This is a genomic window from Bordetella genomosp. 4 (assembly GCF_002261185.1).
In the GTDB taxonomy this organism is placed as follows: domain Bacteria; phylum Pseudomonadota; class Gammaproteobacteria; order Burkholderiales; family Burkholderiaceae_B; genus Bordetella_A.
Genome location: NZ_NEVQ01000013.1, coordinates 636,895 through 651,069 on the forward strand (window position 1 = coordinate 636,895; position 14,175 = coordinate 651,069).

General features: G+C 48.4%; 9 protein-coding genes and 1 pseudogene. 3 read left to right on the forward strand and 7 right to left on the reverse strand.

Annotated features, from left to right (window positions below):
* Positions 1–50: 50 nt before the first annotated feature.
* Positions 51–173: pseudogene (locus CAL20_RS13200) on the forward strand (transposase domain-containing protein); the annotation flags it as partial.
* A gap of 183 nt (positions 174–356) precedes the next feature.
* Here CAL20_RS13200 and CAL20_RS13205 read toward each other — a convergent pair.
* Positions 357–1,697 (reverse strand): capsule biosynthesis protein, encoded by a 1,341-nt coding sequence (locus CAL20_RS13205; RefSeq protein ID WP_094838081.1) that lies wholly within the window; start codon positions 1,695–1,697, stop codon positions 357–359.
* A gap of 372 nt (positions 1,698–2,069) precedes the next feature.
* Between CAL20_RS13205 and pgi the strand changes: the two genes are divergently transcribed.
* A complete protein-coding gene (gene pgi / locus CAL20_RS13210; protein ID WP_094838082.1) occupies positions 2,070–3,677 on the forward strand; it encodes a glucose-6-phosphate isomerase in 1,608 nt (535 codons plus the stop codon).
* Between the two features lie 58 nt (positions 3,678–3,735).
* A complete protein-coding gene (locus tag CAL20_RS13215) occupies positions 3,736–4,653 on the forward strand; it encodes a glycosyltransferase family 2 protein (RefSeq protein ID WP_179266668.1) in 918 nt (305 codons plus the stop codon).
* A gap of 55 nt (positions 4,654–4,708) precedes the next feature.
* Here CAL20_RS13215 and CAL20_RS13220 read toward each other — a convergent pair whose 3' ends face one another.
* The 6 genes from CAL20_RS13220 to CAL20_RS13245 form a co-directional block, all read right to left on the reverse strand.
* Positions 4,709–4,975 carry a hypothetical protein gene (locus CAL20_RS13220; protein WP_094838084.1) on the reverse strand — a complete coding sequence of 89 codons (267 nt, stop codon included), beginning with the start codon at positions 4,973–4,975 and terminating at the stop codon, positions 4,709–4,711.
* A gap of 44 nt (positions 4,976–5,019) precedes the next feature.
* Complete coding sequence (locus CAL20_RS25470; RefSeq protein WP_143277066.1) at positions 5,020–6,501, reverse strand: glycosyltransferase; 1,482 nt, start codon at positions 6,499–6,501, stop codon at positions 5,020–5,022.
* Positions 6,502–7,557: 1,056 nt separating this feature from the next.
* The gene (locus tag CAL20_RS13230; protein ID WP_143277068.1) at positions 7,558–8,640 is read right to left on the reverse strand and encodes a hypothetical protein; all 1,083 of its coding nucleotides are present in this window, start codon (positions 8,638–8,640) and stop codon (positions 7,558–7,560) included.
* Positions 8,641–8,818: 178 nt separating this feature from the next.
* A complete protein-coding gene (locus CAL20_RS13235; protein WP_094838087.1) occupies positions 8,819–11,908 on the reverse strand; it encodes a polysaccharide pyruvyl transferase family protein in 3,090 nt (1,029 codons plus the stop codon).
* Positions 11,909–12,147: 239 nt separating this feature from the next.
* Entirely contained in the window at positions 12,148–13,092 is a 945-nt protein-coding gene (locus tag CAL20_RS13240; protein WP_179266670.1) for an alginate lyase family protein, read from the reverse strand.
* Between the two features lie 210 nt (positions 13,093–13,302).
* Entirely contained in the window at positions 13,303–14,109 is an 807-nt protein-coding gene (locus CAL20_RS13245; protein WP_094838089.1) for a glycosyltransferase, read from the reverse strand.
* Positions 14,110–14,175: the final 66 nt, after the last annotated feature.

Consider the following 14,175-nt stretch of genomic DNA (forward strand, 5'->3'; position numbering starts at 1 on the left):
TATGCTCTTCGATACGCCCTAACGTATCAAGATGGGTTGCCCGGACGCTAACACTGAACGGCCATGATCCGTATGCCTATCTGAAAGATGTACTGGCCCGCCTGCCCACGCACCCGGCCAACCGCATCGACGAATTACTACCGCACAACTGGTCGGCACAAACCAAGAATTAAAAGACAACGGCCGCTGACGCGGCCATGTCAATGTGTGTTCGCCGGACTCTTACATTCTTTCTGAGCACGGGCCAGTTTTTGGTTTCGTCACAGGGTGTGCCTCGTGCTCCACCGTCTCCATCGCGCCGTGCCAGCCGACGAGAGGTCCATGCAAATCCTCGCCGTTGAGCGCCCGCAGCATTTTTACGATCGAATCACTCCGCCTGGCGGCACCCCACTGCCCTCTAGCGAACTGAAAATCGGTACATTCCGCTGCAGCGCGCGCTCTAAACGAGGTGGTGGCTCCACAAAAGCCCCTGGCTCATTAACCAGATCATTCATCACTCGTCGCACGATTTCGCGACAAGCGTACTGCCGCCCTTCCGCATGATAAAACGATCCATGCACCTGAATCGTGGCAGCCAAGGCACTCACTAGCGCATTGCGCAAGGTTTTATCTACCTTTTGTGGTTTACGCCAAAACAAGTCCAGCGATCCTTGATGCGTCAGACCGGGAATGTCATACACGGCCATCCCCAGTACTTTCACTGGCGTGCCGGCACGCAAGCTATGTAAACCCACAGTGGAATTAATCGTAATAACTCCGCGGCTACGCCGTATTGTCCGCTTCAAGTCGCATTTGCTGACAGCCAGAACACGATCGACCACGCCGTGTTTCTTCGCCAAGCGGTCGACCACGCTCTCCCAGCGTTCAATGCCATTATCCAATGGATGCAGCTTCACAATTAGATGGCCCTCTGAATGCGCATGCTTGGCAAAGGACTCGATCACCTCGGCAATCATGTCGGCCTGATGACGATAGTGCGCATTGGTACGCAATTGGTAATCAGCCTGAATCTGCAAAGCCAACATCCAATAACGCTTGCGTTCAAGGCGCAGTCGTAACGCTGCGTCGGAACGTTTGCGTTCCGTGAACATCTTGCGTAGCGCGCTAGGGAGCCAACTTAAGTAGTCCAGCAGCGGGTGATAGTACTTATCCGAGCGGTAAAATGGGTACCCATATGGCACGAGTGCCGTCAACAAGTTATAAACCACCTCGTTGGTCGCTTCTTGCGCAAAACGGTGGGTAAAGTGCTCCTTGGGCTGTACAAAGCTGCGCACATTCCGAGCAATCTGCCGGATAGTATCCGCATCATTGGGGAAATGTGACAAGGCCCCCATGGCACCGCGCTCAAGGGTCAGCCAGTCGGGCCGCAGATAGCCAAACTCGAGCGCGTAGGTCCGTATGCCCAGTGACGCCCCTATCTCCCGTGCCACGGCGTGATACGGTAGACGATCTGCGTAGTACAAAATGTCAGTAATTTGGTGGTCAACCAGATACTTTCTTAAAAAGTCGCCCCACCGGCTGAACCGACCTCGATAGTTGTCTGCCCCGGCCTTGCGCCAGTAAGCCCAGTCCCCCATCGAAAAATTAATGCGGCGCGTAATAGCGCCTGCCGATTCGAAATGATCGCAGAGCTGACGCCAGAATGTGGAAGGGGGGCCCTGCAAGAACAGGATTCTACGCTGCGTATCAGCTATCATTCGCGACTGTTAACGGGGCACAAACGCCGACAAGAAAAGCAGATGATTGTACTCGCCCCCACGCCTGACCGCTATCGCCACCATGCCTGCTCCTAAACTGAATATAAGTATTTGGAGCGTTACCAATCTTGCGTCCCTAATATTGCGTTGCAATATTTCTTATTTTTCCCCTCCTATTTATGTATCATAAAGTGCTTTGAAGCGTCAGGTTGCATATGCCGCATAATCACAAACTAAACAAAATAGTTACCTTACCTTTATAGATACAGAGGGCCTACTGTCTTAACCTGTTGTTCCCGCCGCTTCGCTGACGCCAGAACTTAGCGAGCGTGATCTGATTTACGTTTGCCCCCGCGACTGCAACAAATACCGATGAAAGACTCAGCCTCCACTTTGACCCCTGTTCCCGTCAGCGATTCGCCTGCCCTACCCTCGATGCCCGAATGGCAAGCTTTTCAAGAGGCGGCCGAGCAAGCAGACCGAAAGGGGGGAACGTTGCGTATCATCGAAGCCGCCGGTCTCAGCATCGATCTCAGCGCTCAACCCTCCTCAGAGGCATTTACCGAGGCCTCTCATGCACTGCTGCGAGTTCGCAATTTCAAACAAATGCGCCGCGAATTGCTAGAGGGGGGCATCGTTAACCACACAGAAGATCGCGCTGCGTGGCACTCCATGTTACGTGAGCCCTCTCCTACGCCTGAGGTGGCTCATGAGCGAACTCGGCTACTGCAATTTGTACAGCGGGCCGATAACGAACGACGGTGGCGTCATGTATTACATATTGGTATTGGCGGGAGCGACTGGGGTTTGCGTCTGACCGTCGCTGCTTTCGGCTATACCGGTACATGGCGCGATATCCGTTTCGTGGCCAACATCGACGGTCATGCTATTGAGGGAGGCCTGTCAGGTCTAAATCCGCATGAAACCGTCGTGGTGATCGCGTCCAAATCGTTCACCACTGCGGAAACACTGGAGAACGCGCAACGTGCGATCGAATGGCTTCGGGCCGCTGGCGTGAAACATCCCGAACGCCAACTAGTGGCCGTTACTGCTCGACCCACTATAGCTCGCAAATTTGGCGTACCCAAAGACCAGATTTTTCCGTTTTGGGATTGGGTGGGCGGCCGATTCTCTTTCTGGTCCTCCGTTTGCGTGTCCGCCGCTCTGACCGTAGGTACTGATGTAATGGCCGGTATGCTTGCAGGTGCCCACGCTATGGACGAGCACTTCCGTACCGCGCCGATCAACCGTAATGCCCCCGTACAGCTCGCCTTGGCTGGCGTAGCCAACCGTAGCGTACTGGGGTTTAGCTCGCTAAATATTTCAGTCTACGACTCACGGCTCTTCCATTTAGTGCCTTATCTACAGCAATTGGAAATGGAATCGTTAGGCAAGTCTGTCACCTTGGCAGGCGAGGCGGTAGGTGTCCCCACTGGACCTGCAGTATGGGGAATGCCAGGCACCGATGCCCAACATACTTTCTTCCAATGGTTGCACCAAGGCGACGGTGCGGCGGTCGATTTCATCGTCTGCCAACAGGCAGACCACCGCTGGCCCGATCACCATCAACAGCTAATTGCCAACTGCTTGGCGCAACGTGAGGCCTTGTTACGCGGAAAATCCTATGAGGATGTCCTCGCCGAAATGGACAAAAATACCGATCCTGAGTATGCCAAGTGGCTCGCCAAGCACAAAGTTTACCCAGGAGGCCGGCCTTCTAGCCTGATCGTATTACCACGCCTGAGCCCTTATACGCTGGGTGCATTGATAGCACTATACGAGCACAAGGTGTTTGTACAAGCCCTGATCTGGGGGATCAATCCTTTCGACCAATGGGGCGTAGAACTGGGAAAAACACTAACCTCCCGAATACGCAAAGATTGGCAGAATATTGCGGATGGCAAGACTGTCACGAAGATGTCTCATGATGCGTCTACACAGCATTGGTTACAACGGTTCGCGCCCCGCCCCTCACAGTAAATCGCTGGCCGAGATATACTCGTCTGCTGTCCAACAATAACAAAGCGAACGAGTGTCATTGAAATTAAGTGTAGCGGCCATCGTCAAAAATGAAGCCGACTCTTTAGTGGAATGGATTGCCTATCATCGCGTTGTCGGCGTTGAGTTCTTTTTTATCGCCGACAACGAAAGCAATGATGGCACCAGCGAAATACTGGAAGCACTAGCTGCGCATAGGCTAGTGCAATACCTTCGTTTTCCTACCCCAAAAAATGGTAACGCACAAATACCCGCCTATGCGGCCTTATTGGCACGCGCACGCGACCAGTGTGATGTCGTAGCATTTATTGACGCAGATGAATACCTGCTTCCCATGGATGGCTCAACCTCTCTCATCCCACTATTGGAACGGTTATTCCGAAATACAAACATCAGCGCTGTAGGCTTGAATTGGGCGAACTTTGGATCAGGCGGAGCCTTATTTGCTGAGGAGGGAATGGTTATTGACCGCTTCACGAAACGAGCCAAACACGATTTCGGCGTGCATTACCACATCAAAACGTTAGCGCGGCCGGACCGCGTCGTAGGTTTTGCCAATCCCCATTTCGCACTCCTTTCTAATGGCCGATATGTTGATGCCACGGGTATCGATATCGTTCCTCACCCAAAGCATGGCAAAGGATTAAGCAGCAATATCATCTGGAGTGGCGCTCGCATTAATCACTATGCCACCAAATCACTAGAGGAGTTTCTGATCGGCAAAAGCCGCCGTGGCAGTGCTACAAAAAAAACGCGGATCAAACATAAAAAGTATTTCACTAGCCACGATAGAAACGAAGAAGAAGACCTCATAGCCACCCAATTTAGCGCAGCAGTCAAGGCGGAATACGAAAGACTCACAAAGTTGATTGAAACAACATTTGATCGTGTAGGGGGACCATTACAGACCCCCTCTCGTTGGCGAACATTAGCGCAGAGCTTATTGCAAAAAAAATAAACTGGCGGACATGCTCAAACTTAACAGCCTCAACGATTTCTGGGCGATTCGAGCCTTACTTTTGGCTACCGCTCACCCCTTGTTCGAGCAATGATAACTTTTCCAACCGACCTATAATATCGGTGTATAGTCGTACGGCATACGCGCCATCAAGTCGGGCTCGCTCCAACACCAACTTATTAGCATCTTTGACATTACCCAAAATCAATTCATCAGAAATACTGGTCCGCACACTGCCCAGCAACGTAGCTTTTACCAACTCTAAAGCTAATTGTTCATTGGAGCGTGCCGCAGCAGCCGTCTTGGAAGTACGAGTCGCCATTTTAATTCCTAATTTAAATTGAAACTGAGAGAGTACACGAGTTTTCAAAAGCTGCGGGGCTCTGCAACCCTTCTGACTACGCCTCGGGTTCCATTTATATTACTATTCGATGAAGATTTGTCTAACTGCATCAGAATCTTAGTGTAAATCTGCACAGCGTAGGCTCCATCCAGTCGAGCCCGCTCTGCAACAAGCTCTTCAGCATCGCAGCCGGAATTCAAGATCAACTCATCTGCCGCGCCCGTTCGGCTAGGCCCCACGAACGCGGCCGCTATTAGTTCCAGCGCTAACTGTTGTCGGAAATTCAGCAAGGCATCTTCGTTATTATGCAAGCGCCCTATTATCGCCCCCCGATCATCCAAAACCCGTTGGAATAACGCCGGGGGACGTGATTGTCGTATGATGCAGCCCTCGTAGCTTGCGCGCCGGGCTCTGGACTCTACCGCAGCCCCATCGTCTCCCTGCGTAATCAACAATTCATCGTAAATCATGCCTAGTGCCTTGCTCACTATGTGCGGATGATACGAATTTGCTCGAGCAATGTAGTCGTGTGCCATCTTCTTGCGAGTTTTCGGCGACATTTCTACCAAGGTCAACACCGCACGCCGCATATCCTTTGTAGAACGCGGATTGAATAATAGATGGTGCGACGACTCGGGAAACAACTCCCTCATTGCTGAAGTATTCGGTGCCACAGTGGGGATCCCTAAGCTTAACGACAGTACGGCCACCCCAGACGAAAACACCTTATGATATGGAAGGATTAATCCCGCGTGGGACCGCAACAATTCTGCGACTTGGTTGACAGGGACGGAGCGGAGACTAAGCTTGATATCTGGCCGCCTCTCACATTCGGCCACAAGCTCCTCCAAAAAAGAATCCGCTCGAAGAGGTTCGCCACATACGTGTAGGGATAATTGGTGCTCCGACATGAACTCCCTGGACAGTTTGCGCACTAGCGCAGGGATCCCCTTGTATTCACGCACCATACCAAAATGCAGGATCGTGCGAGGATGAACGGGTAGTTGTCCTGCAGATGCGGTAGTTTTCTCGATTGACTCATAGACATTGAAATATGCGGGATGAGGCAAGATCGAGACTTTATTTAAGTCGGTTAATGCAGTTTGGTCTTGCAATATCGACAACGCAGCCCGATTGTGCACCAAAATACGATGTGACAATAGAGCAAGCTCTCTGCGCAATGAAAGAAGGGTTTGAACGAAGCGCGACTCATGAGGCTTGATATTATGCAATGTCCATACGACCTTCCCTCCTATAGATATATATCGCTTCAGCATATCGACGTATACACGTTGAGTTTGCAGTGCTTGAGCGACCGTATTACATTTCACGAAAAGGGCTTCTTCCCAATGAATGTGGTATATCGAGCGCCGAGTTATCAGTTGCTTAGCGATCACTTCGCTTAATGTGCCGGAAACCAAGTTATACCTTGATTCTATCGCGGTATATAATAGTCTCTGATATGGATTTCTGTAGACTCGCGAGTTAATGACGTCGAGCTGCATAATGGAAACTCACACCGAAAAATACAAATACGCCCTGCGGTTAAATCAAATCAATAACTTAGCCTACCGCAGTATTGAGCAAACGACGCGCCAAGGGAACAACGCCTCTAATTCTCGGAGACTTGGGCGACGAGACCCCCCACATCCATTTTGAGAGCGGTTTAAATACTTTTTTCTTCAAAAGAACCGGCTTAGCTACTGTGCAATGTCTCAATGAAAGGTTTTAAGACAATGAATCAGCTAAACCGTGACACTGCCTTTCATTCGGAATTCTCTGTCAACTTTATAAAGTCTGGTTTTGGATGTCCCGAGGAGGCCAGATACTCATAGTAGCTTTGATCTTTAACTGCATTTGCGCTTGTCCAAAAAATATCTTTGCTCGTTACACGACAGGGATTCCCAGCCGCCGCACAATTGTTCGGTATCCGACCGGACAAAACGCTATACGATCCAATCACCGAGCCCGCTCCTACACGTGCGCCCGTTAATATACGGGTGCCTTGTCCAAGCCAAACGTGTTTAGAGATAACGACCTCAGCCTTAAATCTTCTCATCCCATCAGCCACGTTATATAGCGCATGTGCGTTCGATGCGTAAATAACGACATCTCGGGAAATGAGGCAGCCACTATCAATGCCAATCCTGCTTTTCTGCGAACATAAAATAGTAAGGCCTCTCACGGACACGGGGGCCTTAATATGTACTTGGGACCCATTTACACACGCTATGTCAAGCCCGTAGACCCCTTTTAGATTCTCAAGAATAATGGTACTTCCTTTGCCACTAAAATAAACAAATGTCTTCTTGAGAGACTCCACACTATTCGCGCGTTTGAATATTATTCTATTACCAGACGGCGTAACCACGTGATTCGTAGACAAACTCTCGCAATACTGCTGAATTTCGTATGCGTTGCCACCAATAAACGCGATATCCGGAAATTTTTCCAAACGAGATTTGGTCAGTAACCGATCAAGCATATAGCCCTTCTGCACGTATCTAGTCTTACTACATAGACGAAACATAAGGAGAAGCTTCAGCTCCGCCACAAAAGATTTACCTCACCAATTTCTCGCCCTCGTTCCTTTCAATTAAGTCGTTAAGATTTTTCTCATATAACACTATATTTCTCAGAATTAATGTCCAGAGATCCCTTGGCGCCGCGCTATGGCCTTTGCCCCAGTCGCCGATAAGCGACAGAAAATTTCCTTGTTGGCTAAAGCCCACTTCGTCCGCGACAGTTACCCCTAGCGCCTGCGCAAATAGCCGATAATGCTGCTCATAGTGAAATCGATCGTTTATATTTTGCATGTATATTATTTTATTGCGCAACCCGCCTTTCCTCGGATCATACATGCGGCATAAGTCTTTTGTAATTCGGCAAGTAACTTCGCTGTCTTTAGCTGCCGCGCTTATGCTATATACGTTGTAGCAAATACTAAGAAATTTTCGAACCATCGTCTTGTGATACCTCAAAATATTCGTTTGAGGATTACACACGACGGCTATTGAGCCCGGACACAGTCTAGAAAAAAACAAGCTTGCAAATCCGCCTCCAGAGCCCCCAACGAATACTATCGTGCTAGGCTTAGCAAGGGATATTATTTTGTCCAAAATCGCCGGAATTACAATCTTCTGCGTTTCAAAATATTTCGAGCCAGCGTACCATCCCAATTTAAACTTCTCTGAAATGTGCAACGCAGGATCACTAATTGACAGTCTAGAGCACTCATCAGAAGGATGTATCCTACTACCCGAGAATATTGGAAATTTTACCGATCTTCGATCCTTCGGGGCGCCATTAAAATAGATAAAAAGCGGATTTCCGTGTCTTATAGTCGCGTAGATATCAACGAATGTCGGGCCGATTCCAATCTTTGTAAGTCCGTCCTCTAGGTTTACAGCGCTCTGAAATTGGTCCAGAGTCTCAAAGTTATGCTTTACTCCCCCCCAAACATCCTCGTCGCGCACATCCCAACCAGAAAACGGCCTCTTCACCCCTGTGTCGATATCCACGGTTCGGCTCAGCGTCTGTGCGGAAACGTTTATAAGTTCGCTCCCCTCGCCTGCAGTAAACTCCCCTGTCATTCCACCTTCATTCCCTGCTGCGTCGTCTATTAAATCACCTCTTGTCCCCACGCCATTCTCCAAGCAGAGGCCTGATGCTCACATGCGAGGCCATCTCTAACAATCAATAACACAAATACGGAGCCCGATTCTCGGTATATACAGTGCCAGTACACTATCAACAGTTACTGGCATTGTATCAGGAGTCTAAAATAATCCCGCTTCCGAAAATTATTCTTCGAACCCTAGTTTATTTAACTTCCGTAGTACTAGTTCTTTGCAGTTCCTTGCTATCAGCTTTCCGCCGCCGACCAATCTCGAGTACCGTGCGCAGCATATGAAAATTAATTTGACCGCTCTCAATCTTACGCAGCACCCAACGCCCTATGGGCTGCCCAATATCCAAAGGATCTTCGTCTCTATTTTTGCGGGCAGCAGTGGCTACCTTTAGATCTTGGAGCGTCGATCGCATTCTTTTCCGAAAAGATCTTACGTTCAAAGTCTTGTTCCAATATAGCAGGCTTTTAGATCGTGCTCGCTCCCTACGAATCTGAATTAACGCTTCAGAAATCGGGACGTTAGTCAACAATCTGGGCCGAATGACGGGAACTGGAATACTGGAGAAATTATTAGCTTGCCATATCCGAAACTTAAGACTGGCGCGCTTGTGCCTGAAACCACCACCTTGAGATCGTGAGATACTAGAAATCGGGGCCGCGTCAAGAACAAGCTCGCCAGACTCAATTCCAGACTGGATAATTTTCTCCGCTAATTGACTTCGGGTAACAACAACGCTGTTGCCCATTCCATCGGCCTTATATTCGGGTAACCAAGCATCGCCCAACGATATATCAGCAAGCTCCGTTAATACATCTGTACAGAAATCGCATGCTCGTGCTTTAAATAGGCCTGAGCCCCACATATCCCCAAGGCGTTGCATTTTTACTTCATGTACGAGGGAATTTCTGTCTATGGCCGAGAACGAATACTCCTTGGCGGAACTATTAGGATCCTTTACTCTATAGCTTGGATTTGTATATGGACCTTTAATGCCAGCACTTTGTGCGAGAAAATCCGTATAATTCCTGCTCTTTAGTCCGCCACAAATAATACCAATAAGAAAGGGAATTCGGTCCTTTAGTTCAGGATAATAGTGCTGTTTAAGACGTATAGCCTTGATGAAACACGCCACTCCAGAAACAGCAACCCGTCCTTTCTTCCTCGCTAGAACCGTAAACAGCTCTTCCAACGACACAGGGAAATAGCGCGTTTTCGAGATACTTCGTATATCGTCCTCTTTATCAAATATCTGATATTTATATCCGCCACCGCCATCGCTACGAACGATAAAGAGATAATCGACCTCGCCTCGCTTCAACAGTTGGTCGAACACATAAGTTGCAATCCCTCCCGAGGATGACGTGGGGCGATATTCCTTACTATATCCGATATATGCATTCTCGTACCGCCCCGCTTTCGCATCTACATTTTTCGCGCTGGAAAAAAATAGTTCCCCGATCGCATCCTCATCTTCGACCTCCTTATCTGGACTAGGATTAAATGGACATACTTTAACGGCGCTGATCGGTATCACCTTAGATTTCTGCTCCGGGACTAGAAAACCATCCTTGCTCCAGGCCATACCAAGAGAGCCTTGAGATTCAGATACACAGACACCGCATCCAGAACATAGTACGTTAAGCGGAACGCAAATCGGATTCGAGTGCGCAGCTTCGCTCCGCGGCGTTGTTGACACATGATTAATTTTCGTTACTACAGCAGAGCGGGATGTCCCATTTGGCGACGGGGAAGCTCGAATTTCTTTCGAACTAGACAAAGCCTTCCTCAAAAACCCAAAGGACTCAGCCCGCCAATTGGCGAGTCTTTCGTTGACCACGTTCCAATTAACAGGTTCAAGCATCTTGTTGATATCCACGTCCGAAGACTTGATAACCAATCTATCCTCTAAGCCCACTATTTTCAGCAAGGACGTGAAACGAGATATACCCCGACTTGGATTCCCATAGGCTATGAAAGGTTTATTGAACAAGATGCAAAACGCAACCCCGTGAAACGAGTCGGTAACCACGAAGGCGGCATTGTCTAAGGACGCTAACCATTGCTGCACAGACTTATCGCCCTTCGCCCCCTCACCTCCATTTTTATGAACGGGAAAGGCGTCACCGGTGGTGGAAAACGCGTTAAGCCCAAGAGATTTTGATAGTTCTTCTACGACAGCCACCTTATCGTCAGTTACGTCAAGAACATATGCGACTACCTGTCCAACGTTCGAAGTCTGTTTCGCCTCAGCAATTACTTGCGCATAATCGCCCCGAGCAAGTAATAACGTCGGATCAAGGACATGCTTGGCTTCCACTCCCAAATAGGAGGAACACAACTCAACACCTCGATCCTCACGGACACCGACTGCGTCAAAATATTTTATTAAACGAGCCGCCTCGCGAGTTTGATCCTCGCTGAACTCCCAATTAGGAGCACCGAATGACGCAGCGTAGCTAATACGTTTAATTTTGCTATCCTCAGGCAGAAACCCGAAGAAAAAACTGGTCAGGTGAGATCTCGCATACCTCGGCCGCCATATTTGATCACTTCCCGCAACGATGGCGTCGAGACCTAAGCGATCTATGTCCCGGGCAAGCAGTTCCGATGAATTAAACGGCACCGTGATCGGTACAAGGTACTTATCAGTAAAGGAGGTGTTCGATAAACGAGCCCCTAACTTGACACTGCTTGCCAATAAAGGCTTTGAAAGATCCGCTGGACCAACTGGTGGTTGCTTCGATTCATCATCATCGGGTAGGCGCTTGCTGTTGATGAATACTGGAGAATGCCCCAATTTTCTGAGCGCCTCCATCATCGCGTAAGCCTGTAGATTGCCGCCAATATTCGCGTTAAGAGGCAAGGTCAACACACCGACCCGAAGGCTCTTTGCCGTCGGCGCAACAGTTCGGCGACGGCTAGACACTGAAGTTCCCGAACTATCATTATTCGAATGAAAGGTATCGATCTCTACGATAGCCTGATTTATGGTTTTGCCAATCAAGCTTATGACGTCATCTATAGGCGCACTCCTGGCGAGAATCTGCTTCCTATTTGCGGTGCTGACTAGGATCGGGACGTTTTTATGACGCCGTTCGACTAGTTCTAGGAGAAAGCGACCGTTACTAAGAGGCGACACATCGAAACCGAACTTGACGTCCTGGTATACAAAATCCAGGACATAGGAAATATTTCGGTATACCCATTTTCTGACCAAGTATTGATCCAACTTAGTACTTCGCAAAAATGAGCCTATCTTTTGGGATATTTCTTTGAACATGTATTAACCACAGCCTTTCAAAAACATAAACGGCGAGACCAAGACGATCTGACTATCAGGGATTTTCCAAGCCACTAACCAATCAGCGCGGCTTATTTCATTCCACAACCCCGTCTATCAATCAACGAAATCTACGAGGACTACATTGACCTACCAGCATATCTTGACTCCAATAAGGACAAGCCAATTGAACCAAAATTACGCAGAACCAAACTGAACCTAGCTCTTCACTTATGCCCTTATCTATGTACAGGAGTCGCCCCGGATCGCATAATGGTTAATTGGCACAGATCTCCCCCGAGTCTTAGGATCTGAGGGCAGCGAACGTTTCCGCGATCGATGACATCCGCTGCCGATGTACCTGCCACCAAGCTGTCATACAAAGAAATCCATCCCGGCTCTGAAATGCGCATCTGTTTTACGCCAACTTTGTTAGCAATGTACGAAGGGTCGGTTGCAGTAGCTTTTAACAACTCAACTAGTCTACCAAATGGGCCTTTATTGAGCTCTTCAAAGTTTGCATTGTGAAGCAACGCAAGGCCGAAAATAGCTTGCGCCGCAAAAGCATGATAAATCGCTGCCCTTTGGCCTCTTCGCAGCTCGAGAGGCAACGTGCCATCGGCCTCTATATCTCGAAGAGATGATAAGAAAATATCACGAGACCTATCTTGATATGATTTATCATCTAGTACTAGCCCCATAACGCCCAGCGAATATCCTGACCAATAATATAGATTACTTTCTCGTTTTCGCTGATTAATAAATTCCTCTACTTCGGCCCCAAGATCGCGAAGCCAATTCCATAGAACGGGCGAGCTATTTGTGTCGTTAAGGCCCAGTTTCAACACAGCAATGCCGATCGTTCCGGCAGCCCAAAACCTTACGAGCGCACCGTTACCCGACACTTTAGGTCCCAACAACGCCCTACCAGACGCCCATTTCTCCAGATATCGTTGTCCACATTCCAACTTTTCCCGAGAAGGTTGTCGATAATAGTCATCCGCAATGCGATTGATATCTTTTTGAAATTGATCGATCGGAGCTCTTATCTTCCTATTTCTCGCTTCCTGCTTGGGGTCAGCTATGGAGGCCTGTTTGTCGATATATACGCTGCGAGTATTAATATTTCTAGCGACCTCGGGGGCAAGCGGGCATTCAAAAGCGCGAGATTCGGCAGAACCCAAAAACAACACCGCGGCAGCAAGAGCGCTCGCAAACCTAAATCCTAAAGCCGACCTCAAGGAAAAATTTCGAAATAAGGACAATTTATGCACCCTTTTGACTGTTAGCTAAAAAGGAATACCGCGGCGAGAAAATAAAAGGTGCTATAAAGTGCAGATAGAGCACAATACGATATTCTCTGAATCGGAAGAACATCGAAATAAGCACACCAATCACAATATAATGTTAAAAATTTCGGCCACCTGCTTTGCTTCAATTTCTTCCATCTTCAAATAGGCATTAGTCGCTGATTTTTCTATCTTCGTATCTGCGTGATCATGAATTGCTCTCAAGAAGCTATGATATCTAGAGTCAAGAATGGTCGGTACACGTTTATCAACGCGCTGATGATGACCTAATGCGTATACCGATTTCAGCTTAGCCGGTTTCGCTTTGGGTTTATAATTTACGAAAGCCATTCCTTGAGCACACTTTGGAAAGTAGTATTCTCGGAAAGAAGTGAACTTACCGTCTTGCATTAAAGCAGCCACGCCCTTACCAAACGAAATACAAAATCCATCGAAGCTGGGCTGCACGTATTCCAAAAGTCGCTCGAAGTAATCATACGACAAGGCATCATCGTCATCCAATCGAACGGTAGCGTAAGCCAGCTCCCCGTTTTCCTGGCGCAATGCTGCGGCTACCGGAGCGCCGAGTGTCGTGTTTTCCACAGGAAGCGGAGCAATTCTTATCCAATCATACTTGGATACCAAGTCTGCCAATTGTTGGCGACTGTGCTCGGGCATTTCCTCTGAGACAAGCAAAAAAACTGTCAACCAATCCGCTGAAGGACGTTTTGTCTGTTGAACCAATGACGGCAACGTAATTCGCTCAAACAAATCTTGTCTCGCTTGAAGACGATCTGTCGCGAACAGATTAGCCCGATAGTTCTCGAATTCGTCTCGACCTACCACCCAGCTTTCGCTCAAGCTTTTAGAAAGCACGGAATATCGAATCATCACGAAAATATGTTGTCGCATAATTATCCTTGTAATTATATTATTTAAATATCTTGGTCTCGGCCAATAAGAACTAATAGTAACGAT

Bases quoted from the DNA above. Each gene is read 5' to 3' on its own strand.
- CAL20_RS13205 (WP_094838081.1), bottom strand. From the start codon at position 1,697: ATGATAGCTGATACGCAGCGTAGAATCCTGTTCTTGCAGGGCCCCCCT.
- pgi (WP_094838082.1), top strand. From the start codon at position 2,070: ATGAAAGACTCAGCCTCCACTTTGACCCCTGTTCCCGTCAGCGATTCG.
- CAL20_RS13220 (WP_094838084.1), bottom strand. From the start codon at position 4,975: ATGGCGACTCGTACTTCCAAGACGGCTGCTGCGGCACGCTCCAATGAA.
- CAL20_RS25470 (WP_143277066.1), bottom strand. From the start codon at position 6,501: ATGCAGCTCGACGTCATTAACTCGCGAGTCTACAGAAATCCATATCAG.
- CAL20_RS13235 (WP_094838087.1), bottom strand. From the start codon at position 11,908: ATGTTCAAAGAAATATCCCAAAAGATAGGCTCATTTTTGCGAAGTACT.
- CAL20_RS13245 (WP_094838089.1), bottom strand. From the start codon at position 14,109: ATGCGACAACATATTTTCGTGATGATTCGATATTCCGTGCTTTCTAAA.